Consider the following 25,507-nt stretch of genomic DNA (forward strand, 5'->3'; position numbering starts at 1 on the left):
AAGAGTGTAACCGGTTACCGGACTGCAATTTCATCAGCCTAAAATTTCTAAAAATAGATATTCCTAATTACGACGGATATATTCCCGGTAAACTCCTTTATATTCCGAATCACATGCGGTATATTCCCAATTAGCGCAACTATATTCCAAGTAGCTGTATCAAGTTCCTACAATTGTTTTTATAAGGAAACACCATCTTTCCTCAACATAATAAAAGCCCATCCTTTTTCTTATGGATGGACTTTTATCCGCTACTCGCCTGTACCGCTGTGCACAGTTTTTACTGCAATTGGCTCTTCTGCCTGATTTGCCCGTTTGATAAAGAAGGCTAGGACAAAAGCTACAACAGCTATTCCAGTGGCGACAAAGAATGCCTCATTGATGCCTTCAAGAGTCGCTTTCATGATGATCTGCTGTTTCATTTCAGCCATGGCTGCTGCAGTCGGCTGGCTGCCAGCTGCCGATTCCATCGCGGATTTTGTCATTTCCCCAATATGCGTCTCTGTACGGTTCGTCATAATCGAGACTAACAGCGCCGTTCCGATCGCTCCGGATACTTGGTTCATCGTATTATTCATAGCCGTTCCATGCGGATATAATTTCGTAGGTAATTGATTAAGCCCGTTTGTTGAAACAGGCATCATAACCATGGACATCCCAAGGCTCCTCACAGAGTAAATCATGATTAAGTGCATATACGAAGTTTCCAGGGTAAGCTGGCTGAATTCGTATGTGGTGACCACAATGATTGCCAAGCCCAGCACTGCAAGGACTCTTCCGCCAATCTTGTCGAACAGCTTTCCTGTAACAGGGGACATGACAGCCATCAAAATCGCTCCTGGCAGCATCAGAAGCCCTGCATCCATTGGTGAAATTCCCCGTAAGTTTTGTGTGTATATAGGAAGAAGAAGCATACCCGAAAACATGGCCATATTCACTGACATGGAAATGGCCGAGGATAATGCGAACATCGGATATTTGTATACCTTAAAATTCAGCATCGGCAATGGCTGGTTGATCTGGCGGATAATGAAAAGGACCAGGAAGACAACGCCAAGAATAATCGTTCCGTATACCTCGAAGCTGTCCCAGCCCTTGCTTCCAGCCGAGCTAAACCCATAAAGAATTCCGCCAAAAGCCACGCTCGACATTAGCAGTGACACTAAATCAAGACGGAGATCCTGCTTTTCTTTTATATCTTTTAATTTAAAGAAGCCAACCAGCAATATAATAATGGCAATTGGTGTTACAAAGTGGAACAGCATTCTCCAGTCATAATGCTCAATAATCCATCCTGAAAGAGTTGGGCCGATGGCTGGTGCGAACATAAGGATTAGACCGAAAAAGCCCATCGCCACTCCTCGTTTTTCAATCGGGAAACTCACCAGCATGACATTCATCAAAACAGGCATCAAAATGGCCGATCCGGAAGCCTGGAGCATACGTCCTGACAGCAGTACCGAGAATACATCGGCACTCCCTGCCAAAACAGTTCCAATGGTGAACAAGCACATCGCTGCCAAAAATAAATTCCGGACCGAATATTTTTGAATCAAGAAGGCGGTCGTCGGAATCAAAATCCCGTTCACCAGCATAAATCCAGTAGTCAGCCACTGAACTGTTGATGGACCTATTTTCAGGTCTGCCATGATGGAAGGCAGAGCGATATTCAATAATGTATTATTTAAAAAAGCAATAAAAGCGCCGACCATTAAAACGGCAATTACACCGTACGGCGGCCGGACATCTTTTTTTACGGTATGTTCCATATATTCTCCTCCTGTATACTTCGAGTTCATTATTTTATACCATCGTTATACGCAAACACTATAATATACTATCAGTATAATTTTTTCAATCATAAAAAACCTATATTATTAAGGTTTGTGTATTAACAAAATATAGGTTAGTATAAATATTAGACTCACAGTCCAATTTATTCAAAGGTGATTATATGAACGATAGAAAGCATCATGTTATCAAAATGGCCCACCAATTATTTATCGAGAAAGGCTTCCAGGCCACTTCAATCCAGGATATCCTTGACTACAGCGGAATATCCAAAGGGACTTTTTACAATTATTTTTCGTCCAAAAATGAATTGCTGATGGCCCTCTTTAAAAAAATTTATAAACAGCTTGAGCAGGATCGAAATGAGCTGCTTGTCGGCCAGGATCATGCTGATATAAATATCTTTGCACAACAGATGGAATTAAATTTAAAAACGAACAGGACAAATAAGCTGATCACTCTTTTCGAAGAAGTCATCTTCTCCAATGATCCCGATCTGAACCAGTTTATCAAAAGAGGACACCTTATGATGCTTCGCTGGCTGTATCAGCGCTTCTTGGATATCTTTGGCGAGGAAAAACAGCCTTATTTGCTCGACGCTGCCATCATGTTCCTTGGTATTCTCCAGCACCAGCTGAAGTACAACGCCCTGGCGCACGGCGGAAATACTGACTACCGCAGAATTGTACGCTACAGCGTGAAGCGAATCGTGAAAATCGTCGAAGAAGTCGCAGCCTCTGGGGAACAGCTTCTCCAGCCAGCCATTATGGAACAGTGGCTTCCTGACAACAGCAATTCCCGCCAGGCGTTACAGCGAAAAATTCATCATGCTACATTGCAGCTTAAAAAAGATTCCAACCACCATGTTCAACAGGCGAAATACAATGAACTGCTCGATTTTCTGCAGGACGAGCTTCTTCATACGAAGCACCCAAGGAAATTCCTTATTGGAAGCACTCTTTCAGCACTTGAATCAGGAAAACACGGCCTGAATAAAGACCACTTGCAGCAGCTGAAAATGCTGATTGCTGATTATTACAAAGTGCTTGAGGAGACGCAGGAACAATAGCTGGCATTATTTCAGCATGTACCCGTTTCAATGTAAAAAAAACCCCGGCCCTACTGCTATTGACAGCGGCCGAGGTTTTTTTTTATATTAAATAGTCTTTACAAGTCTTCCTGCTCCATTCTTGTTCCGAACATAGACAGGAATTCCCTGTATCCTTCTACCTCAAGACGGTCTTTCGGTACAAATCTGAGGGCGGACGAATTGATGCAATAGCGAGCCTTGTCAAGTCCAGGCCCATCGTCAAATACATGGCCGAGATGGGAATCCGAACCCTTTGCCCGCACTTCTATCCTTCGCATTCCATGGCTTGTGTCAAAACTTTCCGCAATCTCCTGACGGCGCAAAGGCTTTGTAAAGCTTGGCCAGCCACAGCCCGCATCATATTTATCAATTGAACTGAACAGCGGCTCCCCTGAGATGATGTCTACATAAATACCGTCCTTGAAATGATCCCAAAACTCGTTCAGGAAAGGAGGCTCCGTCGCATTCTTTCTTGTGACTTCATACTGCAGCGGAGTTAGTTCTATGCGCAGCTGTTCATCGCTTTTCCGCGGTTTCCAGGTCTCCCTGATAAACCTCGCCCTGCCAGACCCTTCCCTGTAAAGATTATAATGGAAAGGATTTTTTTGATAATAATGCTGTTGCTTTTCCTCTGCTCTCTGAAAGCTAGCTGCGGGAAGAATTTCCGTCACAAGCTCTTTGGAGAATTTTCCACTTGCTTTCAGTTCAGTTAAAGAAGCCTCCGCAGCAGCCTTTTGCGCCTTGTTATGATAGAAAATAGCTGTACGGTAACGATTTCCCCGGTCAGTAAACTGACCTCCGGCATCTGTCGGGTCAATTTGCTGCCAATACAGCTTTAGCAGCTTTTCATATGGAATGACGGACGGATCAAACAAAATCAGCACAGCCTCATAACGATCGTCCGGGCCATCGGCATAGCCTGACACAATTTCCTTTATGCCAGACAGGCCGTCAAACGGAGGCACCATGCACCAGAAGCAGCCTCCGGCAAAAACAGCTCTTTCAGCATTGTCTCCCATCATCCTTGCCCCCCTTAAAAGCCGGCGTCCTCGCCACTAAATTTGGAGATGACTCTTTTAACTTTCAACTAAGACTTTAGACGATTTTTCCAGCATAGCATTCATTCCTTCAATTTCTTCCTCTAATTCAGCCTCCATTTGCCTGAAAGCTTTTGACAGAGATGCCGCGCTGACTCCATAGTCTTCAGCAAGATCTTTTTGCGTATGGAAACTCATTCCCGGAATATTCATTTCAAGAAAATACTGGAGCCCGGCCGCATACACTGCAGCCTTTCGGATGGATGGCTTTGTCCTTTGACAATATAAATTCCAAATCATTGTCCCTGCACTTTCAAGCGCATCGGAAATACCCTCCAGACTCTTAATGTTGCGGCTGAATAATTCCACTACCTCCTGATAAACAGGGCTTTCCCAGACAAATCCTTCCACGTTAACTTCCTCAGCAGCAAGCGGCTGTGAAATCAAAAGATTGATGATGGATGGGTATTCCACTGTCAAGAACTCCGTAAAGTTTTCCATTCCACTGTTTTTGAACATTGCCGTGAGAGTTCCTAATAAACTGGAGGCTTCTTCTGGAAGGAGGTCCAGGGCAAATCTCATGTAGGAATAATAGTTTCCATACGGGAGCAGGAAGCCAAATAGCATGAGCCCCTCTTTCATTTCCGATTCTTCAAAAAGTACCCTTACCTTTTTGATTTCCTTTGTGGCGAAATCTTCAACTTCAATCCACTCATGATCAATTATCTTTGTAATCGTTACAAAGCTTGGAGGTGTATCTTTCCATTTCTCAAGCTGGACCATCGTTGATGGCCTTACCTTGTTGCTCTTGCGCTTTTCCTCGATAAACTGTTCAGCCAGTGTACTGGTACTGTGAGGCTGATGGAAAGTAAACCAGATAACCAGCAGGAAAGACACGAACCTTTCTACTTCTGTATTTTCAATTTGGCTGAGGGTAGTCTTGTCCGCTAATTTTTGATAAATCGTATCAGGATCATTTTTGCCTATATAGTCGAATAGCTGCTCCTGAAGCTGGTCAAGTTCTGGACCAATAACAGTGTTGAGCGAAACCACTTTATTCATGCAGCACTTCTTATATTTTTTTCCGCTGCCGCAAGGACATTGGTCGTTTCTTCCTATATTCATTGTATCCTTCTCCCTTCTAACAGAACTATATTACATCTTTTTCACTTGAAATTGAACCCTTCCAACATTCTGTCATTCTGTTAACCTACCAAACATTACGCCACAAAGCCTATTTCTCATGCTAAAAATACGACACAATTTCGCCGGCAAAAAAAGATTATTTCTATTTTCCCCTTAAATGTGAAAAGAAATGAACGATATATACAAAGTACCAACAGTGCATTCTACTATATAAAGGAAAGGCAGGATCATCAGGATGAACACAAGAAAAACCGAAATGCAAAAAAACAAGTTCACAATGACTATCAAAAGAAAGCTGATTATCTCCTTATTAGCGCTATTGATCATACCAACATTGACAGTAGGGTTCATGTCTTACAATAAAGCCGCTAATGAAATTGATAAGTCAACCTTAGCCAGCGCTACGGAAAGTGTTAAAGTACTGGATCAAATCTTGAGTAATAGTCTTGAACCAAAAATGGCTGACGCGTATTACTTTGCGAATAAGATAGACCGAACCTCATATAGCGGAGACAAAAAAGAAGAAGCCATTAATTCCTTAAAAGAGTATTACGCACTCCATCCGGAAATTGTCGCGATTTATGTTGGAACAGAGAAAGGAGAAATGCTCCGTGCTCCTGCTAAACAATATGACCCTGGATACGATCCAAGAAAGCGGCCATGGTATACATTTGCCATGGAGAACAAAGGAGATACTGTAATCACTGAACCATATTTAGGTGCATCCACTGGAAGCGTATTGGTCACAGTTGCGCAGACCGTCAAAGACGGTTCCGGAGTCATAGCGATTGACCTTAACATGGACGCCATTAAGGAGTCAGCCGATGACATAAAAATTGGCAAAAAGGGATATCCTTTTGTTGTTAGTGTTGAAGGGAATTATATAGTCCACCCTACTGAACCAGCTGGTAAAAAAAGCAAAATGTTCACCCATTCAATGCTAGGAAAAGACCACGCTATTCATTCTTTTAAATATAAAGAACAGTCTAAGAAACTTACTTTTGTAACTAATAAGATTACAGGATGGAAAATTGTTGGATTGATGGATGTGTCAGAAGCCAAGGATCAGGCCAAACCTATCCTTTACACCACGCTCATTGTAGTAGGAATTTTCATCGTGATTGGCGTCCTTATTTCGTATATGACGGTTCTATCGATCACGAAACCGTTAAAGGCCTTGGCCGAGTTGACCGACAAGGTGAGCAAAGGCGATTTGACGGAGAAGTTCGACAATGGCAGAGGCGATGAAATCGGACTCCTTGGAAAGAGCTTTAACACGATGATTGATTCCTTGAGGGACTTGATTCGCCATGTAAGCGAAAAGTCGCATGCTCTGGCTTCTTCCTCCGAACAGCTGAATGCAAGCTCTGAACAAAACAACTCGGCAACAGAGCAGGTGGCAACTGCTATCCAGCAGGTGGCAGCAGGCACCGAAAAACAAACAGATATGGCGGCTGAAAGCGCCCATGTTGTCAGGGAAATGTCTACAGGGCTCGTATCCATTTTGGAAAACGCTGAAAATGTCTCAAGGACATCTGTTGAAGCAGCCGAAATTGTTAAGAGTGGCGAAGGGGCCATCACGCACTCCATTCAGCAGATGACAAATATACATGACACTGTAAACGACCTTGGTAGAGTAGTCCATACACTTGGTGAACGCTCCCACGAAATCAGCAAGATCATTGACGTCATCTCTGAAATTGCCGGGCAGACGAACCTGCTGGCATTGAATGCCGCCATTGAAGCAGCAAGGGCTGGGGAACAAGGAAAAGGATTCGCCGTCGTTGCCGATGAAGTAAGGAAGCTTGCGGAACAATCCGCGAAAGCGACCGAAACCATCCGTAGTTTAATTTCTTCAATTCAAGTCGAAACAGGTGCTGCGGTCGATGCGATGAACAAAGGAACCGACGAGGTGGAAAAAGGAATTACTGTTGTAAACGAAGCTGGTATTTCATTTAAAAAAATACAGGAATTCGTCGATGCCGTCAGTTCCCAAATACAGAATGTCGCTGCCTCTGTCCAGCAAATGAACCGGGGCACAGAACAAGTTGTAGAAATGGTCACCGGGATGGATGAAATCTCGCAAAAGACTGCCCATGAAACCCAGGAAGTATCGGCAGCAACCGAAGAACAGCTCGCATCCATGCAGGAGATTGCTGCATCTGCAGAATCACTTGCTAATATGGCAGAGGAGCTGCAGGATTCCATCAGCAGCTTTAAAATTTAGCATAAGGATCGTTTTGATCATTAAGGCTGCAAACGAAAAAAACTCCCAAAGGGACTGTACCCTTTGGGAGTTTTTTGTTTTATTGACAGCTTTTCTCTTCCTGCACTTTTAATGGCCACAGGCTGTATTTCCCTAGTTTCACCATGATGGCAGGAACTAGTACGGTACGGATCAGAAATGTATCGATCAGAACCCCGATTGCCACCGTTGCACCAAACATATACAGCTCCATGATTGGCTGGGTGACCAAGACCCCGAAAGTAGCAGCAAGAATGAGGCCGGCTGACGAGATTACACCGCCAGTATGGGCAAGCCCCTCTTCGATTGCTTTTTTGATTGGGTAACGTCTTGCTTCTTCCTTGATTCTTGAAATCAGCATGATATTATAATCCACACCGAGCGCAACCAGGAAGATAAACGAATATAATGGAATCCTGTAGCTGATTTCTTCAAAGCCAAAGATCTTATCAAAAATAAGGGAGCCCGTTCCAAGCGCCGTAAAATATGAAAAGATAATCGTGAGAATCATATACAATGGTGCTATATAGGATTTCGTCTGGATAAACAGCAGAACAGTGATCAAAATAGTGATCAATGTGACCAGCACCCATGTATCACGGCTATTGGCTTCTCTCGTATCAAGTTGTTTCGCCGTTTCACCTGAGTAGTAAAGCTTGGCCCCTTCGAGACCAGCATCTTCAACAATTTTGCCGGAATCCTCGCGAAGCTGTGATAATTCATTCAATGCAGCCTTCTCATAAGGGCTGCCTTTAAACGTCAACGTCAGCTTTGCTTCTGTCCCGTCTTCCGAAAGCCAGGTATTCTGCATCGGTCCGTTCTGAGCAGACAATTCAGGTGTAACTGACGCAACACCTTCATGATCCAGCAGTTCTTCCCTCAGCTTCTTTATATCACTGCTTTCAAGCTGATCTTTCCCCTCAACAATTACTGTAGCGGGAGCCAGATCGCCAGGAGAAAAGTTATCTTCAAGAATATGGTATCCTTGACGGGACTGAATATCATCAGGGAACGATTTGATCAAGTTAAATGAATATTGGACGTTCAGCGTATTCAAAGCGAGGAGCAACAATGGGATGAACACGATTAATGCGCCAACAATCGGCCGTTTGACAACATTTTTTGCGAGCTTTTCCCAAATAGTCGCGCTTCCTTTTGCAGCAGATCCAACTTTCGGGATAATCGGCCAGAAAGATTTCCTTCCAAGCAGGACAAACAATGCTGGAAGTAGAGTCAGGCCACCCAGCAGGATCAGGACCATCGCAATTGAAAAGACAGGTGCGAAGTTGCGGTATGGCTCATAGATGGCAGCAAACAGAACAAGCATGGAAGCCAATACCGTACTGCCGCTGAAGAAAATCGGCTCAGTTACTTCCTCCATACAGCGTTTCATCGCTACATACTTATTCTCTTCTTTTCTCAATTCTTCCCTGAACCGTGAAAGAATGAGCAATGCATAATCCGTTAATGCAGCAAACAATAGAATGGACATGATAGAAAGCGATTGGCTCTCAATCCCCATTCCTCCCTCTCCAAACAAACCGATCGTCTTATTGACAACCTCGTAAACAATTCCGGCTGCAATCAGCGGAACAATGGAAAGGATAGGCGACCTGTAGATGAGAATCAACAGGACAAAAATCAAACCGACGGTTCCCAGTAGCAAAACGATATCGGCATTAGAGAAAATTGAAATCATGTCGGAAACGATACCGGCAGGACCAGTAATTTTCAAACTAACAGCATCTGCTGCTTTCAGTTCATCTTTCCCGAGTTTCTCCAAATCCTTAATCGTTTCGTTGATGACTTCTCTTTCAAGGTTGTCCTTCAGGCTGACAGGCAAAAGAACCGTTGTTTTATTTTCAGAAACAAACGAGGTTTTTGCCACTGGCGGCATTTTATAAAGAGGGACGACTTTTTTTACAGCAGCTATTTTTTCGTCCTCTATCTTCTTGCTGACGCCGTCAATGATTTTCATTTCCTCTTGCGTCAAAGCCGTTTTCTTATTGAATACCAATATGGCAGGTGTACCTTTTTCATCAGGAAAATACTCGTAAACTTTCTTTTCGGCAATCAGTGATTTTGCATCGCTTGGCAGGCCTGTTGCATTGATGCTTGTCGCGAACTCTTTTGCACTTGGGGCAAAGCCGCCAAGAAGGACGGATGCCAAAACCCATATGGCCAGTGTCCATTTCGCTCCTTTTTTGGAGCTTGCCAAAGAGGTTAATTTTTTCATGACTGTGAGCATAATATACCCTCTCTTTCAAATAGCGGGTGGAGACCACCCGCTGCCTGTATCTTATTCATCTTCATTTGAAATCATGAAAGTTGTAACAAGGAATAGAACGAAGCTAACCAGCAAAATAGATCCCCCGGCAATATAGAACACGAGCGCAAATCCATCAGGTATGCCGAATGGTTTAATGTTCTGGAACCACATTCCGGCAGTCAAGCCAATGGTGCCTGTAATAGCAGTCCATACATGGATGCTAGCCAGTTTCTTTGATTTTATTGTGAAGAGTTTATAGTAAACTCCCCATGAAAACAGTGTCAGCCAGCCGACAACTAGGATATGGGCATGGATGGGCCGGAATTCATAAGCCCCCGATCCAGCCATATGTGAACCTATAAATGCGCCGATTGCCGCAAAAATGGCTGAGAAACGAATAAGCAATAAGCTGTGTTTTTTCATAAATATCCCCTTCCCTTTATTCATAAGGATTAGTTTCTTATTTTCAAAAAAAAACCGTTCACCTTTACCACATTGTATGGTGTAAAGATGAACGGAAGGTGAACACAATATTACATTTTCGGAAGGATCACAGTAAAAGCGGAACCTTCCCCCTGCTTGCTGTCTACATGAATCCGCCCCTCATGCATTTCCACGATACTTTTGACTATGGATAATCCCAGGCCTGTCCCTTCCACTTTTGTCCTGGAGTTATCGGCCCTGTAGAATCGGTCAAATATCCTTTTCTGCTCCTCTGGTGACAATCCAATCCCCGAATCCTTGAATACCACCCTGATGTGTTCTTGTTCATCGGTCAGAAGGATTTCAATCTCTCCATTCTCTTTGTTGTATTTCATGCTGTTGGTCAATAAATTTTCCCAAACGTTATAAAGCAAAGTCGGGTCGCCATGAAAAATAAGATCTGGAATCGAATAATTGACACTGATTCCTTTTTCGTCAAGAAGCCACAGATACTTCCAGATAATGTCCTTGATTTGTTGTGAAACCTCGAAATAGGCGGGTCTCAGAAAACCCTTTTCTTCTTTGTCGACAGTGGTCAGGACCAACAGTTGCTGCGTCAAAGAAGAGAGTCTGTTTGTTTCTTCATCAATCACCCGAAAATAATGTCTTTTTTCCTCCTCGGTAATATCCCCCTTTTCCAGCAGCTTTGTATAGCCCTGAATGTTCAAGAGAGGTGTCTGGATATCGTGCGAGACATTCGAAACAAACTCGCTTCTCAATTCATCGAGCTGCCCCAGCTTCGTGAGCATTTCCTTAAAGCTTTTTGCCAGCTGTCCAATTTCATCCTCTCTGTTGATATCAAGCTCAACATCGAAATTTCCGCCGTGGATTTCTTTAGTGGCAACCGTTAATTGCGTAATAGGGTTCACCATATACTTGGATGAAATCAATACAAACATAATCGTAAGCACAGCCATGATTCCGGTTATCCAGCCAAGCAAACTATGAACTTCATTAAAAAGCAGCTGTATATCAGGCCTGATGAAAAGTGCGTAATTCCCACCATTGTAATGGAAGGGCACTCCAACAGTATTGGTAAGCTCATTGGCGAAAAACCCAGTGACAAAAAGCTGTTTCGGGAAGTCTCGCATTCCGTGATAGACCTTTCCGGATAGCACCTTCTGTCTTGCATCATTTGAAAGATTGTTATTGCGGAAATCTGCGCCAAAAAACTTTTCCTCGCCGCTGTCATTGATCATATAAATCTGGTAACCCGATGCCGCAGCGTTTTTTAAGTATCTTTGAACGCTGTCAGGTTTTTCGGATTCTATATAGTCCGCAAATTCTTTTGCAATTTCCGTGTTCTTCCTATCATTATTGTGCTTGATTGCGTTGTGGTAATAGCTGTTGGCTGCCATCAGACCGAGAATGAAACTTAACAGCATGATGCCAATTGTGGTAAGGACAAATCTCGAGTACAGTGATTTCATTCCTGCCTGTCCTCCAGCAGGTAGCCAAGGCCCCGGACCGTTTTAATGGTGATATCGTCTGTCAGGGACGAAAACCTCTCTCTTAGCCTTTTGACATGCACATTTACCGTTCTCTCGTCGCCGTTAAAGTCCAGACCCCAAACAGCCTCGATGATTTGCGGCCTAGAAAGAACCTGGTTTGGATAGGATGCCATGTAGAAAAGAAGCTCGAACTCTTTCAATGGTAAAATCAGCGTACGCTCCCCTACCTGTACTTCATAATTTTTGCGGTTGATAGACACTTCCCCGATTGCAATGACTGAATCGCTTGGTTTGTTGTATCTTTTCAATATCGCCTGTATGCGAAAGAGAAGCTCTTTCGGATTGAAAGGTTTGACAATATAATCATCCGCGCCAAGGCGGAAGCCCGTTTCCTTGTCGCTGATTTGACCCTTGGCGGTAAGCAAAATAACCGGAATTCCGTAATTTGATTTAACCTGTTTCGTCAGCTCGAATCCATCCATTTCAGGCATCATTACATCAATGACTGCCAGATCGACCTGATTGTTACCGAGCAGTTCCAGCGCTTCAGGCCCTCCGCTGGCCTGAAGGACGTGATAGCCCTCCTCCTGGATATTCTTGTGAACCAGGAATCTCACATTCTTATCATCATCTACCACCAGTATCGTGGCCATCGCATTATCTCCCCGTCAGAAAAGTAATAGTAAAGCTATCATGACTCCACTCAAATTTACCATAAAATCCGAGTTTGTTTGCGTCAACCGCGGGAGAAATCTTCATAACGCAGCGTCGTGCAATTCCAGTGCTTTCCAACTGATTTCCTGCCTTTCCAGCCGGTTTTCATAAGCTCTTCTGCTACAAGCCGGTTAAAAAAACCGTGGCCTACAAGAGTGACGGACTGGTACTCTTCCGCATAGCCGGCTAACAGATGTGCTGCTGTTTCTGCTCTCTGCCTTGCTTTCTTCAAAGACTCACAGCCCTTTGAATACCCTGACAGCCATAAACATCTAAGGATAACGGCCCAAGTATTCGGACGCAGTTTTAACTGGAGCAAGTGGAGCATCGGGCTAGGCAGCTCCGCTTCACGAAAAATCGGGTCAGGAATTACTCTGTCATGATCGCCGAGCAAGGCGGCTGACTCAATCGCCCTGCTATAATCGCTTGTCAGCACAACATTGGCCAACCGTAGCGCATGTCGGGCAGATGCCGGGTAGACCTCCTCAGGAAAAACCCCAGAATCATCATACCTTTTTACCCAGTTATGAAATTCACGACAGGTTACGCGCCCGCGATCAGTACATAGTGACCGTCCATGCCTGATTAAAGATATTTCCATCCCTTACTCTCCTGTTTCCATTTCTTGTTGTTCCGTTAAAACTGCCGCAATCGTTCCCTGATGGAAAAACATGCGCCACTGTCCACTTTCCCGCTTCCAAATCGAACTCCTTAATGTTTCAAGTTTTCTCGTACAGTCTATGACCCGGTATGTAGCGAGTACTACGTTTTCGGAAAGGAGACTGATTTCAAAATCGTTCAGCGACATTTCCCGGACACTTAACCCGCTTTCACCTACGCAATCCTCCCGGTGAATCACCTTGCCTGAACTGCCGAATTCAAAAAAATCCTTTGATAGTAAAAGTTCAATTTCCTCTGGCGAAATGCGTACTTGAGGCGATAAAAGCCTCGCTTCCAAATGGCATAACACTTCCTTTAATGACTGGGTATTTTCCATCTCTTCCCCACCTTTTATTTTTCTTATCAAGGGATATTCTAGAAGTGAATAAAAATACCTTCCCTAATAGAAAAAAGTCCGCTCCCTAGATAAACAGCAAATGTTACAGACTATAGACAAATCCAGTAAAACAAAGGATTTCCCTATAGTTTTTAGTATAATAAAGTGAGTACATATATTTACGTTATGAAGGATGCTAATTAAAATTTCAAGATGAATATTGACCAATAAATGCCAATTATAGTTGAACAATTATAATTGACTTTGTATTCTACATCGACATTAACTAGGTATAAATACCTAGTTAATTGTGTGAGAATTACGACAAATGATAAATCAAGAATTTCGCTAACTCAGTTTTATTTCACCACAAATATCCAAAATATTGAAAGCGCTATCAATATTTTGGTAATTCCCCAGAATAATATTATTGCCATTTTCAACCAACATTATTGTTAGCGAACTGCAAGGAAGAATACCTACTAATTCAAGTCCTGATCATATGCAGAAAAATACAGCTTCACTAATGCAACTTCCTATAAAAAACATCAATGACATCGGGTGATAAATTTATGAATTTCTTCATTGTAGATGATTCCACTGCTATCAGAGCAATGTTATCAGACATTATTGAGTCAGAAAAATTAGGTACTGTTGTTGGAGAGGCAACAGATGGAGTCGAGGTAACCTATGAACAGCTTCACAACAAGGAAATTGATTTCCTGCTTATTGATTTATTAATGCCGGAACGGGACGGTATAGAAACAATAAGAGAGATTAATCCTCAGTTTACAGGGAGAATAATCATGATTTCTCAAATTGTCCCAAAAGACATGGTTGCTGAAGCATACTTGCTGGGGATCAATCATTTTATTACGAAACCAATCAATAAGTACGAATTCATTAGTGTGATTAAGAATGAAACGAAGCATTATTTACAGGAAAAATCTCTTTTAAAAATTCAACAGTCATTATTATCTTTGACTCACCATCACTATGAAGTCAATAAAGCCAAAATACTTGAGCCTACTCCTGATTCCCATCTTTCAATACTCATAAATTCCGGAAAGAATCTATTAATGGAATTAGGAATTGTTGGAGAGAATGGCTATTACGAATTGTTGGAAATTATCGAATATTTATTTCACAAGGAGAATAATACTGAATCTAGATTTCAATTCCCTTCCTTAAAAGAGCTTTTTGAAAAAATTGCTGGAGAGCATTGCAAGGCTTCCAACCGTGAGAAAATCTGCATTAAGAAAGAAGCTAAAGCAAGCGAACAGAGGGTTCGAAGAGCGATACAGCATGCATTGAACAATCTTGCATCCTTGGGATTGACTGACTATGCAAATCCTATATTCGAAAGCTACGCTTCTTCATTTTTTGATTTTACCCAAGTAAGAATGAAAATGCTTGAATTGGAAGGGAAAGAAACGAATCTGGCTCCTCTCAGGTTAAATATAAAAAAGTTTATTGAAGCATTATACATAGAGGCTAAAAAGTCCATGATTGAATAAAGTGAAGCTTCAATTACAGGATTCACCGCATCATCCACTGAATATTGGCGATTGCTATTGGCTGGAATTTCAGCCAATAGCAACTAAATGCACATAAAATAATAGGTTGGCAGTTGTATACTATAAATAGTTTACAACTGCCAACCTAAAAAATTGATTAAATTAAGAACATCGCCGAATATCAAGCTATTGCCCTTTTCATTATTGGTCTTCCATTGCTAGTTTATAAAGACTTGCATATAACACATCCGCGCCGTTGCAAATATCCTCCATTTCAGTAAACTCTTTGATGTTATGGCTGATGCCGTCAACACTAGGAATGAAGATCATGCCTACATCAGTAATTGGAACTAAATTCATGGCATCGTGACCTGCACCACTATGCATAATTTTATATGGATAGCCTAATGATTCAGTCGCTTCTTGTATCGTGTTGATGATCTTGGCTGACATTTGTACAGGTGTATCATTTACTAGCAGCTCTCGTTCAATGATTAAATTACGTTTACTCGCTACTTCATTTATTGATTCAATAAATAATTCATATGCTTTTCGTTTTTCATTCATATCAATATCACGAATATCTACAAGTAATTCTACTTCACCAGGAATTACATTCATTGCACCAGGGGTTACTCGAACATCACCAACAGTACCGACAGTATGTCTTCCTGCCTCTTCACTCGCGATTTTTTCAAGCGCAAGGATAATTTCACTCGCGCCAGCTAATGCATCTCTTCGCATGTTCATCGGAGTATTGCCAGAATGGTCAGCTTTTCCTTTAATATTTATTTTCATTCTTGTTGGTGCAGCTATGAAAGTTACAATACCGATAGGCTTCTTTTCAGCTTCAAGAACAGGACCTTGTTCAATATGCAGCTCGATGAACGCATGATAATCACCGATGTATTTCTTTACAGAGTCCAATTTATCAGGCTCAAATCCCGCTTGTGAAAGTGCATCGTAGAAAGAATTGCCATTCTTATCCTTCAATGATTTAATTTTATCAATTGTAAGGGAACCCTTCATACATTTACTGCCCATAGTAGCTGTTAGAAATCTACTTGATTCTTCTGCGGTAAAATTGACTACCTCAATAGGACGTACTGTCTCGACTCCTTCATCGTTTAACATTCTTATAGTCTCAAGAGCAGCAATAACGCCTGCAATGCCATCATAATTGCCGCCACATGGGACAGTGTCAAGATGTGAACCTATCATAATAGGGGCTAATTTTTTCTTTCCTTCTCTTCGCCCGATAGTATTGCCAACGGCATCAATAGTGACATTTAATCCAGCTTCTTTCATTTTTTCAATCAAGTACTTCCGTCCATCCATATCTTCCTTAGATAACGCTAGTCTCGTAACGCCACCCTCAGACAACCCCCCAAAACGGGCAATTGTTTCGATATCTTCTTTGATCCTGGTGCGGGATGCTTTCACAATAGTTGCTTGCATTATAATCCACCTCGTATAGTAATATGATTCTTATGATCATTATTTATAAAAGAATAAACATTGGTGGTGCCTCGGGAAGAACCATGTCTCTCGAGCTTTTCAATTTTGTGTTCGTCAGAAGCAAAACCTTTATGCTCTTTTAAAATAAAAGCAACAATTCCCAAACCTATTGCTCCAATATTTAATCGTATTTCTCCCCCTTTTAAAAAGTCATTATGTGAAATACTTAACAAAAATAATTTCAAAGTACCCTTTTTGCAAACATGATACTTTATATATTTTTGATATTTTAAACATAATGTTAATTTGACGGAATCCTACAAGAAGTGACAATGGTGGTAATCGTATACAAAGAACTGTCATAATTTAATTATCCCAAAGTAACAAAAAAACCCGCAGTCAAATATGAACTGCGGGCAAAATTTAGAGATATAGTTTTATTGGTATGCTTTTGGCTGACTTAGATAGATGGGCTTTTGCATCTCGTTATCATAGCCCTTATGGAAAATATGTGTGGCAGCCGGAGAAACAGGCGGAATGAGCCAAGTCCAGTCACCTGTCATTTTGCGCTCTTTCTCCTTCTCTCTATCTTCAAAAACTTTAAACTGGCTTGCGGCAGTGTGGTGGTCCACAATTGTAACCTGGTCTTCGTTGAAGGAATGAAGCACACTTGCATTTAATTCAATGATGGCGCGGTCTTTCCACAGTGACGAGCTCTTTTTCATATTAAGGCCCATCCGTTCCGCCACTTCCGGCAGAAGATTATAGCGGAATTCATCCGCAAGGTTACGGGCACCGATTTCCGTTCCCATGTACCAGCCATTAAAAGGAGCGGCCTTATACTGGATGCCGCCAATTTCCAGCATCATGTCGGAAATCAATGGCACCCCATACCATTTCAGGCCTAACTCGGCAAACCATTCATATTCCGGGTGGCGGAGCGGAACTTCCAGCACCAGGTCTCTCGGTATCTCGTACCACTTGGGAGCTTCGCTGCCAATCTGGATGACAAGAGGAAGTACGTCAAACCTGGTGCCCTCCCCTTTCCACCCCAACTCTTCACAAGCACGCGTCAATTCAAGCGAGGCCGGATCGCCCAGCACACCATTTTCAGTATTATAGCCTGCATAGCGGATGATTTGGTGATTCCAGAACCGGATTGTCGGCTCATCGTTTCGCTCTTGCCGAAAAACAGTGATTGTCGGCCGGATCTTCCCATTGTTTGTCGTATAGTCAAGATGGCTGAAAACTGCATCCCTTATATCTTCTTCCCGGGATAAGTTCCGCTGGTCAAAAACGGTCAGGCTTTCCCAAAACAGCCGGCCAATACAGCGATTGCTGTTCCTCCATGCCATCCTCGCCCCATGTTCAAGTTCTTCAAAAGTATGATGATAGGAACCAGACTCGCTGATTTCATTGCGGATTTCCGCGATTCGCTGCTCAGCTTCGTCCTCTGTCTTATTCAGCTCATAATAGGCTGTTCGGATAAATTTTTCGGCTTCATTCAATATCATTTCCGTCAAACTCAGCCCCTCCTATTGTATTATTAAATGCTTTTGATGATATAAGTATGACATATGTATTCAAGGCAGCCTGCACCATTATTATATACTTCAAAAGTATATTGCCCTAATAAAGAAACCGCCCTCGGCGGCTTCTGGTTTGTTCAAATCCAGTTTTTTATGTCTATATTTATTTTCCGTCAGCAACTTTTTTAGAAGCAAACTCAAAAATCGCGGATGCTTGTTCCCCAAACGGATCTATTTCTTCTGAATGGAGGACCTTTCCATTTTTATCCAAAACTGCAAATCCTCGAAGTGCCTTCGGAAACTGTGGATCCACCAACTCAACTTTGCGAATAAGCTTTAAGTCTTCATCGGACAGGACTGGATAATCAAGACCAAGCTCGTCCTTCATTTTACTATGTTCCTTTACAGATGCCACACTAACCGCGTATACATTCCCCGGGAACTGGCTGAATAGTTCTTTATTCTTTTGCAGCTCGACCAGCTGCGATTTACAATAGTCTCATTCAACGCCCGTAAAGAAAAACACGAGAGCGGGCTGATCCATATTTTCAAAAGCAACATCCTTGCCCTTGTCATCCTGGAGAGTAAGAGAATCGTCCCCGGAACATCCGCTAATCAATACCCCTGCCATTACAAGAAAAATAAGCAACAATGATTTACGCATATCTTCACTCCTTTGTCCTATACTCCATTAAGTATATAATTTTTTCCAGTGCTGGTTTAAAAGCATCTGTGGAGATTTTGTAGCAAGTGTGCTCTTTATTTCCTATTATGGTTAATGAATTACTTTTATAGTTGTTAAAAGCATGACGTTATTTATAATTGCAGCTTCATCCCTTCATGAGTAGCCTTAAATCCAAGGCGCTCATAAAAACGGATTGCTTCTTCTCTTTTTTTGTCTGTAGTCAATTGAACCATTCTGCACCCTCGTTCCTTTGCACGCTGTATCCCAAACTGTATAAGCTTGCTGCCCACACCCTGACCTCGCTGGGAGGCGGCAGTCCTCACTCTCCACCCGCCCTGATGCGTGAGATAAGGCGTAAACGTGATTTGCTGGACTCCGATGATTTCTTTGCCGCTGCATGCTACAACCAATTCATTATTCGGATCAGCATCAATCGCTTTAAAAGCTGATTTATAGCTTTCGGGTAAAGGCAATACAAATTGTTCCCTTTTATCCCCAAGAATATCGTCAGCAAGCATTCGAACAATCTCTTCTAAATCATTTTCTGTCGCAATCCTAAATGTCACCTTTGTATCCATTAGTTTCCACCTTGGTAAAAGTGGTTGATTCAACTTGATTTAGTGTAAATTCTTTTTGTTAGCATGTTCAAATCATACACAGGACTCAAGACTTTTTTTCACAGACGTTTCTAAATAAGTTTGTCTGCATATTGAATTTCGTCTTATAATGAAGTAATATTAGATTACTAATTTGCGGAAGGGTGACAAGGGGCGATGATCTACTAAACCTGTATTAGAAAAACATTCGTAAAGCAACTCGTACGATTACTTTTCTGGATAGGATTAGTATAGCCTTTTGGAATCACTAAATTGAAATGAAACGCACCCGAGGTGTGTACTCTTCTTTTTTGTTTCCCGGCTAAATCCTCCTGTCCAGAAATGGAAATGGAGGTTTTTTTGTGGCTGAACATACAGAGGATCAACAATTAAGCATGGGAAGTTTGTTTCATAATCAAGTGATCAGGACGATATTATTATCCGTCTTTTTCCTTCAGATTGGCATTTGGGTACGGAATTATTCCATCCTCCTCTATGTGATCGAAAAGACGAATGAAGACCCGGTTGCCGTTTCGATGATCTCCGTGGCCGAATTTGCCCCAATCTTTCTCTTTTCCTTTATTGGCGGTACGTTTGCCGACAGATGGCGGCCAAAGAGAACAATGATTTGGTGCGACTTGTTAAGTGCGGTCTCGATATTTGCTGTGCTTCTGACTTTATTCTTCGGAAGCTGGAAGGTCATTTTCTTCGCCACCCTGGTTTCTTCGATTCTTTCACAGTTTTCCCAGCCATCCGGCATGAAGCTTTTCAAGCTACATGTTCCTGAGAAAATGGTACAAATGGGGATGTCCATGTACCAAACAGTATTTGCGATTTTCATGATTTTAGGTCCTGTTATCGGAACTTTTGTCTACCAGAACTTTGGCATCATGGCGGCAATTGCAATCATGGGCGTTGCCTTCCTATTATCGGCCGCTGCACTTTTATTGCTGCCGCCGGACCGGGAGCTCGAAGAAGATAAGCTGAAGACAACATTAACAGAGGAAATGAAGGCTGGCTTCCGCTATGTGTGGAACAGTAAACCATTAACCCTGCTGGGCGGCTGCTTTGCCGCTGCCGGCCTCGGAATCGGGCTGACCCAGCCTCTGGGTGTATTCCTGATCACAGAGCGCCTTGGACTGCCAAAGGAAGATTTGCAGTGGCTCATGGCGGCATTTGGCATTGGCATGATACTTGGCGGCGGGCTGGCAGTGGCCTTTTCAAGAAAAGCACTGCCGCAGGTGCTGCTCGCAATCGGAATGGCAGCCAGCGCAATTGGTTTTATTGGAATGGGCTGGTCCACAGCCTTTTGGCTCACGCTGACGGCCCAATTCTTCTCAGGCCTGTTCATGCCGTGCATCCATATCGGAATCAACACGATGATCCTGCAAAACACGGAAGCCGACTTTATCGGAAGGGTTAACGGAATACTGAACCCGCTCTTCATGGGAGCCATGGTCATCACGATGAGTATGGCTGGCTTGCTGAAATCAAATATCTCTATCGTCTTTATATATGAAGCTGCAGCGCTCCTCCTTATCGTCGGTATCATGACGATGATTCCCCTCATGAAAAAGGGGCAGGCCCGTCAGGCAGTACGTGAAGAAGTGTAAAGACTTACGAAAATTTTCATAAGCTAAAGTAAAAATCCTTCCGCTCTCCCTGAGAGTAGGCGGGATTTTTTGTATCGCTCAAAGTGCTTAAAACAGGCTGATGTCCTGTCATAATTCATGCTGTTTCCACACAAATTTTCAAAAGAAGAAATGGAAGCCGCCTATCGGTACTATGAACCGATTACAACACATGATTCTTCATTGTCACCATCATGCCATTCGATAATCGCAGCATGGATCGGCAATAAATCCGCAGCAGAACAGTATTTCATGAATGCGACCGCCATTGATACCGCCCCAGAAAAGCTTGGTTCTGCGGAAGGCATTCATATCGCTAACTCGGAGGAATCTTGCAGGCCATTGTCCTCGGGTTTGCAGGAATCCGAAACGCGGTTCAAAGCCCCACACTCGAGCTGCACCCAAAAATGCCGGCTTTTGCGGAAGAAATTTCTTTTTCAATCATATGGAAAGGCTCCCCGGTAGGAATCCTGCTGAAGCAAAACTCAGTATCAGTACAAAATAAAGGAAATCTGCAACTCTCCCTATCTATCTTTGATCAGATACTCCAATCTATCCCTAGAATCGGAGAAAAAATCGAGGCAATGATTATTTCTGAAATTGGAGAGATAGATCGGTTTAATGATGCCAAAAAGCTCGTTGCATTCGCTGGAGTAGATCCTAGTGTGTATTCTTCTAGTAAGTTTACTGCATCGATTAACCGAATTACCAAACGAGGGTCTTTTAGACTTCGCCATGCCTTGTATATGGCTGTTCAAAGTGGTATTTGGGATGCCCGTAAAAAGAAAACGACTGATGAAATCATTCCACGCAATAAAGAACTAAGAGAGTTTTACGAAAAAAACGAGAAGAAGGAAAACCCTTCAGAGTAGCCATAATTGCCTGTGTAAATAAGCTCTTACATTGGATTTACGCCTTACTAAAAAGAAGAACAACTTTCCAAGATATAGTTTAGAAACTAAATCTATCTAAACAATAAAACCTTCCAGTTAGGGTTTAACGGAAGGTTTATTGGCATGAATATTTTTAGTATATTATGAGGTTATTAATCTTTTTATTGAAAAATGTTGACAAACTATTAGCTGGTTTCGTAAGTACATTATTTCACAATCTCTTCTACACTTTAAATGTTTTTAAAGAAAAATAAATGAGTTACTTTATTTCATATTATAAGAACATTTCATCTTAACTACAAATATAGATTATCCTCTTAATCTTCTATACAATTTTGTATTGAAATATAAAGCAAATACTCCAAGAACCGAAAAAGAACCTGATTTGCAAATCAGCACAGGTAAAGTTATCTCATATCCTGATAAAGATTGGCATATCGTTTGAGAAATCATCATCACTCCTACAATCATACAAACCTTAAAAAGAATCGCTAATATTAAAGTTCCAAGATTATCTTTCTTATTCAACAGATAAAGGCAGACTAAACATAATGGGCCAATAATTCCCATATCTAACACGTAAGTTATCTCTGTTGTATATACTTCAATAAGTGATAATGTTCTCCCTTCAATAATGGAAGGTATAATGTCTGGCATCCATGCAACAATAAGTGCTATACCTGTTAAAACAAGAAAAATTTTTATCCCTAATGTTATTTCAAAATTCAATTTATTTATCTTTATTTTACGTATTGTGGAAAACATTCCGAACAAAGAGCATGAAAATAATGCAATATATAGCAGGTGAAATAGATTATATGTAACTCCAAACGAAATACTTGCAGCATAATATAAAGCCACTGCATACACGGACACCAATTGAACTTTTGTAATATTTGTATCCGCTCTCATATTTTTAACAGAAGTATATATAAATAGCGGAACTAAAACAAATAGAATACAAATATCGGAACCAATTGAAATTGGAGCCTTAAAATATGAATCATGTGCATAAATACCATTTCCAAACATTTTCACAATATCACCGTATTGATTTGTTGCATCATAACTTTTTGAAAAATCCATAGAAAGTATTCCTGCAAGCGAAATAATACATAATAAAAAAATAGTTATAATATCTAAATAATTTATATTCTTTTTCATACTTACCCTCCTTTATAAAATTTCCCAGTTCGTAGTTTCCTACAAATGTGTAGCTCTGAGCATATTATTTAATAATATTATATACCTTTTATATCACTTGTCCTATTCTTGACTTTTTTAACTATTCTACCCGTTATTAGCACAATAAGGAATTAAACAAAAAAGGCGTTAATCCTTCTTGGATCAACGCACCCTATAGTTGAAAAACAATTACGCACTTTTTTTACTCCTAATAACTAGAAATGAAAACAGTTCTTGTTGTTTCTTTGTCCGTACTAAAATTCTCTGGGATGTTATTTCCTATAACTTGCAGGTAAAAACCTGTTCGAGGTTTTGTATTATCGATTTTTTGCAGAGTTTTATTCATTAAAAGATAATTATTTCCCTCTAATCTTATATTTTCAATCAACCCAGATGAAACGATTAATTCGTATGCATATTTTTTATTTTCAAAGAAACCCCCTTGTATTTTTAAAGCTAATCCTAAACCACCGGATAGGAACCACATTTTTTTAATTTTAGCTGGGGTGTTTGAAATATTGCTTCATCATCGGCCAGCAATATTCTCCTGCCTCTTTGTATGCTTGAATAAGGGACTCCAGGCCCTCTTCACCAATATTCCGTAGTGAATTAACTTTTTCCGACCCATAAGATACTGAATTTCAAAACCCAATCTCTACACTCCATCTCCAATGTGCACTTGCATATAATAGCTAAATATTTTTTCAAGTTCCCCTATGGCCTCTTCAAAGCCCGGCTGAATGATGGATAACTGCATAAAATCGTGTTCAAGCAAATAGTTGCTTTCACAGTGCACATACAGTCCATTCAGCTTTAAGTCATCGCTAAAATGGCATAGTCCCTTAGGCATTATAAGCGTTACGATCATTGGATAACCTCTTGTTTTTAGGGCAAACCTTTTCATCACTTCTGTTGTCTGAAGCATTTCGTATCTAAGCTGCAGCTGGGCGTAGCGTTCTGGATAATTCCTTAATGCCTTGGCCACATTATCTACAAGCGTTGCAGGGATTGTAAACGGGATACCGATAGCTTGATAGTGCTGGAGGTTCAAATAAGCCGGTATTCTCGCAGGCTTTGCAAGCTCCTGTGAAAAAACAAAAGCCAGACCGCTTACGGCTCCGATTGCCTTCCCACTAGTAGACGTCGCCAAGTATAACTCCTCCATCGAATAGGGAAGGGCGCCAAAAGTGCTGATGCAGTCTGCGCATAGCTTAACTTGATACTGTTTCGCCATTTCTCCCAGCGTCTCTAAATCATTGTAGGTACCTGTCGATGTTTCTCCATGCACGAATAGGAGCCAGCCGAATTTTCCCGTTTTTAATTTCGCTTGTATTGAATCCAAATCAAAGGCTTGTCCCCAGTCAAACTGCATTGCTTCAAAATCAAGCGTCCACTGCTCTGCCTGGGCAATCAACCGTCCTCCGAATTCGCCATTTGACAGAATCAATCCCCTCTCACTTCTCTCTTTTAACTGACCAAGCATCACATCGTTCGCAAGCGTGCCTGAACCAACCAATGCCGAAACATAATTTGCATGAGATAGCTCTAGGAGCTTTTCGTTCATTGTTCGTAATAAACGCTGAAATGTGCCTGAACGGTGGGATAAGCCTGTTTGTTCTAACGGTTGCAGCTGTCTTACCGGGCCAGGATAAAAAGTTGTACTGTTAGTGACAAGGCGCTCCTCTAAATGCTTCTGAAATCGTTCTCTTGTCAATACCATAGGCAAAAACTGCGCATCTGCAGTACCCACCGCTTCTGCAAACTGTACAAACCCCATTTGGGTATACAGTTTTTGTTCGCGGGTTGTACCCGAAATCACCACTGCTGTATAGCCTTGATCATAAGCAAAGTTGTATACTGCCTGGGTAAGCCGCAAAAATACTCGGCCGGTACGGTATTCTTTTTTAACAGCCAATAGCCTCATTTCACATAGTTTCACACACACTTCTTGCGGCAAATGAGTCTCGACTGCACCAATTTTTTCATCAAGTGAAAACGGCCGCTGGTCGCGAAATGTCAGCATAGCAACCATTTTTGTATTTTTATAAACTAGAAGATAAGTATTTCCATCATGAAATCGGTCCACTTTCCGTTTCGTTTCATTTGGTTCATGCTGCGGTATTTCTTCTACAAATGTTGCATAATTCAATTGCGCAATTTCATCGAATTCCTGCGGTGTCCTTGCAATTTTGCACCAATACATTTTTAAACCTCATTTCTGTCGCTTCAAATTCAAAGCATCCTGCAAATTTTGGCGGTGTTTCCATAGCATGAAGACAATAGCAAGGATGACTGGAATGTAAATAATGAACTTGCCTGTGGCGATGATAGCCGCTGTATAAAAAATAAACCCTCCAACCATGCTGAGTGTCAAACTCCGTGCAATGGGCATTGCGACCGCTGTGCCTATGATCATCCATAAGAAAAGAAACGGATCAAGTGCAATCCCAGCTCCGATAAAAGTAGAAATTCCTTTTCCTCCCCTGAACTTTAGCCAGAAAGGATACAGATGCCCAAGTATAGCGAAAAAAGCAGCAGTTACTACAGTCCAAAGCTCCAATTGCATCCAATATCCAAGGATGACAACAAGACTCCCTTTCAGGGCATCCCCAAGAAAGGTAAGAACAAAAGCTCTCTTCCCCAGAACACGGCCTGCATTCCTGGCACCAAGGTTCTGGCTGTGATGCTGTTGCAGGTCGATGCCCCTATATTTACTAACGAACCAGGCTGCCATCAGGTTACCTGCCAAATAGCTAAAGATCCAGTAACTCAGAATAAGCAATGTCATTT

General features: G+C 41.8%; 23 protein-coding genes and 2 pseudogenes. 6 read left to right on the top strand and 19 right to left on the bottom strand.

Annotated elements, in window-relative coordinates; all coding sequences use genetic code 11:
• Positions 1-251: 251 nt before the first annotated feature.
• The gene (locus D1970_RS04795) at positions 252-1,769 is read right to left on the bottom strand and encodes a DHA2 family efflux MFS transporter permease subunit (RefSeq protein ID WP_119111755.1); all 1,518 of its coding nucleotides are present in this window, start codon (positions 1,767-1,769) and stop codon (positions 252-254) included.
• A gap of 185 nt (positions 1,770-1,954) precedes the next feature.
• Here D1970_RS04795 and D1970_RS04800 point away from each other — a divergent pair, with 185 nt between their 5' ends.
• Positions 1,955-2,860: a TetR/AcrR family transcriptional regulator gene (locus D1970_RS04800; protein WP_119111756.1), complete on the top strand. Its 906-nt coding sequence runs from the start codon at positions 1,955-1,957 to the stop codon at positions 2,858-2,860.
• A gap of 98 nt (positions 2,861-2,958) precedes the next feature.
• Here D1970_RS04800 and msrB read toward each other — a convergent pair whose 3' ends face one another.
• The gene (gene msrB / locus D1970_RS04805; RefSeq protein WP_119111798.1) at positions 2,959-3,900 is read right to left on the bottom strand and encodes a peptide-methionine (R)-S-oxide reductase MsrB; all 942 of its coding nucleotides are present in this window, start codon (positions 3,898-3,900) and stop codon (positions 2,959-2,961) included.
• 57 nt (positions 3,901-3,957) lie between these two features.
• Positions 3,958-5,043 (bottom strand): YecA family protein, encoded by a 1,086-nt coding sequence (locus D1970_RS04810; RefSeq protein ID WP_119111757.1) that lies wholly within the window; start codon positions 5,041-5,043, stop codon positions 3,958-3,960.
• A 256-nt stretch (positions 5,044-5,299) separates the two neighbouring features.
• Here D1970_RS04810 and D1970_RS04815 point away from each other — a divergent pair, with 256 nt between their 5' ends.
• A complete protein-coding gene (locus D1970_RS04815) occupies positions 5,300-7,291 on the top strand; it encodes a methyl-accepting chemotaxis protein (protein WP_119111758.1) in 1,992 nt (663 codons plus the stop codon).
• 79 nt (positions 7,292-7,370) lie between these two features.
• Here D1970_RS04815 and D1970_RS04820 read toward each other — a convergent pair whose 3' ends face one another.
• From D1970_RS04820 to D1970_RS04845, 6 genes are all read right to left on the bottom strand, one after another.
• Complete coding sequence (locus D1970_RS04820) at positions 7,371-9,557, bottom strand: MMPL family transporter (RefSeq protein WP_119111759.1); 2,187 nt, start codon at positions 9,555-9,557, stop codon at positions 7,371-7,373.
• A 51-nt stretch (positions 9,558-9,608) separates the two neighbouring features.
• Positions 9,609-10,001 carry a hypothetical protein gene (locus tag D1970_RS04825; protein WP_119111760.1) on the bottom strand — a complete coding sequence of 131 codons (393 nt, stop codon included), beginning with the start codon at positions 9,999-10,001 and terminating at the stop codon, positions 9,609-9,611.
• A gap of 110 nt (positions 10,002-10,111) precedes the next feature.
• Positions 10,112-11,491: a sensor histidine kinase gene (locus D1970_RS04830; protein ID WP_119111761.1), complete on the bottom strand. Its 1,380-nt coding sequence runs from the start codon at positions 11,489-11,491 to the stop codon at positions 10,112-10,114.
• On the bottom strand, positions 11,488-12,165 hold the full coding sequence (locus tag D1970_RS04835; RefSeq protein ID WP_119111762.1) for a response regulator transcription factor: 678 nt from the start codon (positions 12,163-12,165) through the stop codon (positions 11,488-11,490). The genes D1970_RS04830 and D1970_RS04835 overlap by 4 nt, the downstream gene beginning before the upstream one ends.
• 83 nt (positions 12,166-12,248) lie before the next feature.
• On the bottom strand, positions 12,249-12,827 hold the full coding sequence (locus D1970_RS04840) for a histidine phosphatase family protein (RefSeq protein ID WP_119111763.1): 579 nt from the start codon (positions 12,825-12,827) through the stop codon (positions 12,249-12,251).
• Between the two features lie 3 nt (positions 12,828-12,830).
• Complete coding sequence (locus D1970_RS04845; RefSeq protein WP_119111764.1) at positions 12,831-13,223, bottom strand: nuclear transport factor 2 family protein; 393 nt, start codon at positions 13,221-13,223, stop codon at positions 12,831-12,833.
• A 572-nt stretch (positions 13,224-13,795) separates the two neighbouring features.
• Between D1970_RS04845 and D1970_RS04850 the strand changes: the two genes are divergently transcribed.
• Positions 13,796-14,740 (top strand): response regulator, encoded by a 945-nt coding sequence (locus tag D1970_RS04850; protein ID WP_119111765.1) that lies wholly within the window; start codon positions 13,796-13,798, stop codon positions 14,738-14,740.
• Between the two features lie 201 nt (positions 14,741-14,941).
• Here D1970_RS04850 and D1970_RS04855 read toward each other — a convergent pair whose 3' ends face one another.
• The 6 genes and pseudogenes from D1970_RS04855 to D1970_RS04870 all read right to left on the bottom strand — a co-directional run bounded on the left by D1970_RS04855 (position 14,942) and on the right by D1970_RS04870 (position 18,990).
• Entirely contained in the window at positions 14,942-16,198 is a 1,257-nt protein-coding gene (locus tag D1970_RS04855; protein ID WP_209796898.1) for a M20 family metallo-hydrolase, read from the bottom strand.
• Entirely contained in the window at positions 16,198-16,443 is a 246-nt protein-coding gene (locus tag D1970_RS22035; protein ID WP_142920992.1) for a hypothetical protein, read from the bottom strand. The genes D1970_RS04855 and D1970_RS22035 overlap by 1 nt, the downstream gene beginning before the upstream one ends.
• Before the next feature lie 192 nt (positions 16,444-16,635).
• A complete protein-coding gene (locus D1970_RS04860; RefSeq protein ID WP_119111800.1) occupies positions 16,636-17,712 on the bottom strand; it encodes a nitric oxide synthase oxygenase in 1,077 nt (358 codons plus the stop codon).
• Between the two features lie 178 nt (positions 17,713-17,890).
• Positions 17,891-18,211 (bottom strand): annotated as a pseudogene (locus tag D1970_RS04865) (redoxin domain-containing protein); the annotation flags it as partial.
• A 15-nt stretch (positions 18,212-18,226) separates the two neighbouring features.
• Positions 18,227-18,391 carry a hypothetical protein gene (locus D1970_RS22200; protein WP_181213342.1) on the bottom strand — a complete coding sequence of 55 codons (165 nt, stop codon included), beginning with the start codon at positions 18,389-18,391 and terminating at the stop codon, positions 18,227-18,229.
• Between the two features lie 152 nt (positions 18,392-18,543).
• Entirely contained in the window at positions 18,544-18,990 is a 447-nt protein-coding gene (locus D1970_RS04870) for a GNAT family N-acetyltransferase (protein WP_119111767.1), read from the bottom strand.
• A gap of 413 nt (positions 18,991-19,403) precedes the next feature.
• Between D1970_RS04870 and D1970_RS04875 the strand changes: the two genes are divergently transcribed.
• From D1970_RS04875 to D1970_RS04885, 3 genes and pseudogenes are all read left to right on the top strand, one after another.
• Positions 19,404-20,621: an MFS transporter gene (locus D1970_RS04875; RefSeq protein ID WP_119111801.1), complete on the top strand. Its 1,218-nt coding sequence runs from the start codon at positions 19,404-19,406 to the stop codon at positions 20,619-20,621.
• A 150-nt stretch (positions 20,622-20,771) separates the two neighbouring features.
• Positions 20,772-21,104 carry a hypothetical protein gene (locus D1970_RS23340; protein ID WP_181213343.1) on the top strand — a complete coding sequence of 111 codons (333 nt, stop codon included), beginning with the start codon at positions 20,772-20,774 and terminating at the stop codon, positions 21,102-21,104.
• A 74-nt stretch (positions 21,105-21,178) separates the two neighbouring features.
• Positions 21,179-21,594 (top strand): annotated as a pseudogene (locus D1970_RS04885) (transposase); the annotation flags it as partial.
• Positions 21,595-21,841: 247 nt separating this feature from the next.
• Here the strand turns inward: D1970_RS04885 and D1970_RS04890 are convergent.
• The 4 genes from D1970_RS04890 to D1970_RS04905 form a co-directional block, all read right to left on the bottom strand.
• Positions 21,842-22,696: a hypothetical protein gene (locus tag D1970_RS04890; RefSeq protein ID WP_119111769.1), complete on the bottom strand. Its 855-nt coding sequence runs from the start codon at positions 22,694-22,696 to the stop codon at positions 21,842-21,844.
• A gap of 229 nt (positions 22,697-22,925) precedes the next feature.
• Positions 22,926-23,204, bottom strand: a complete 279-nt coding sequence (locus tag D1970_RS04895; protein ID WP_119111770.1) for a hypothetical protein — start codon at positions 23,202-23,204, stop codon at positions 22,926-22,928.
• A 168-nt stretch (positions 23,205-23,372) separates the two neighbouring features.
• Positions 23,373-24,920, bottom strand: coding sequence for an aminotransferase class V-fold PLP-dependent enzyme (locus tag D1970_RS04900; RefSeq protein WP_119111771.1), 1,548 nt, complete (start codon positions 24,918-24,920; stop codon positions 23,373-23,375).
• Positions 24,921-24,929: 9 nt separating this feature from the next.
• Positions 24,930-25,505 (bottom strand): glycerol-3-phosphate acyltransferase, encoded by a 576-nt coding sequence (locus D1970_RS04905; protein WP_119111772.1) that lies wholly within the window; start codon positions 25,503-25,505, stop codon positions 24,930-24,932.
• Positions 25,506-25,507 lie beyond the last annotated feature (2 nt).

The sequence above is a fragment of the Mesobacillus zeae genome (assembly GCF_003570705.1).
In the GTDB taxonomy this organism is placed as follows: domain Bacteria; phylum Bacillota; class Bacilli; order Bacillales; family Cytobacillaceae; genus Mesobacillus_C; species Mesobacillus_C zeae.

Coding starts and splice junctions, on each gene's coding strand:
- D1970_RS04795 (WP_119111755.1), bottom strand. CDS start 1,769: ATGGAACATACCGTAAAAAAAGATGTCCGGCCGCCGTACGGTGTAATT.
- D1970_RS04800 (WP_119111756.1), top strand. CDS start 1,955: ATGAACGATAGAAAGCATCATGTTATCAAAATGGCCCACCAATTATTT.
- msrB (WP_119111798.1), bottom strand. CDS start 3,900: ATGGGAGACAATGCTGAAAGAGCTGTTTTTGCCGGAGGCTGCTTCTGG.
- D1970_RS04810 (WP_119111757.1), bottom strand. CDS start 5,043: ATGAATATAGGAAGAAACGACCAATGTCCTTGCGGCAGCGGAAAAAAA.
- D1970_RS04815 (WP_119111758.1), top strand. CDS start 5,300: ATGAACACAAGAAAAACCGAAATGCAAAAAAACAAGTTCACAATGACT.
- D1970_RS04820 (WP_119111759.1), bottom strand. CDS start 9,557: ATGCTCACAGTCATGAAAAAATTAACCTCTTTGGCAAGCTCCAAAAAA.
- D1970_RS04825 (WP_119111760.1), bottom strand. CDS start 10,001: ATGAAAAAACACAGCTTATTGCTTATTCGTTTCTCAGCCATTTTTGCG.
- D1970_RS04830 (WP_119111761.1), bottom strand. CDS start 11,491: ATGAAATCACTGTACTCGAGATTTGTCCTTACCACAATTGGCATCATG.
- D1970_RS04835 (WP_119111762.1), bottom strand. CDS start 12,165: ATGGCCACGATACTGGTGGTAGATGATGATAAGAATGTGAGATTCCTG.
- D1970_RS04840 (WP_119111763.1), bottom strand. CDS start 12,827: ATGGAAATATCTTTAATCAGGCATGGACGGTCACTATGTACTGATCGC.
- D1970_RS04845 (WP_119111764.1), bottom strand. CDS start 13,223: ATGGAAAATACCCAGTCATTAAAGGAAGTGTTATGCCATTTGGAAGCG.
- D1970_RS04850 (WP_119111765.1), top strand. CDS start 13,796: ATGAATTTCTTCATTGTAGATGATTCCACTGCTATCAGAGCAATGTTA.
- D1970_RS04855 (WP_209796898.1), bottom strand. CDS start 16,198: ATGCAAGCAACTATTGTGAAAGCATCCCGCACCAGGATCAAAGAAGAT.
- D1970_RS04860 (WP_119111800.1), bottom strand. CDS start 17,712: ATGATATTGAATGAAGCCGAAAAATTTATCCGAACAGCCTATTATGAG.
- D1970_RS22200 (WP_181213342.1), bottom strand. CDS start 18,391: ATGCGTAAATCATTGTTGCTTATTTTTCTTGTAATGGCAGGGGTATTG.
- D1970_RS04870 (WP_119111767.1), bottom strand. CDS start 18,990: ATGGATACAAAGGTGACATTTAGGATTGCGACAGAAAATGATTTAGAA.
- D1970_RS04875 (WP_119111801.1), top strand. CDS start 19,404: ATGGGAAGTTTGTTTCATAATCAAGTGATCAGGACGATATTATTATCC.
- D1970_RS23340 (WP_181213343.1), top strand. CDS start 20,772: ATGGAAGCCGCCTATCGGTACTATGAACCGATTACAACACATGATTCT.
- D1970_RS04890 (WP_119111769.1), bottom strand. CDS start 22,696: ATGAAAAAGAATATAAATTATTTAGATATTATAACTATTTTTTTATTA.
- D1970_RS04895 (WP_119111770.1), bottom strand. CDS start 23,204: ATGTGGTTCCTATCCGGTGGTTTAGGATTAGCTTTAAAAATACAAGGG.
- D1970_RS04900 (WP_119111771.1), bottom strand. CDS start 24,920: ATGTATTGGTGCAAAATTGCAAGGACACCGCAGGAATTCGATGAAATT.
- D1970_RS04905 (WP_119111772.1), bottom strand. CDS start 25,505: ATGACATTGCTTATTCTGAGTTACTGGATCTTTAGCTATTTGGCAGGT.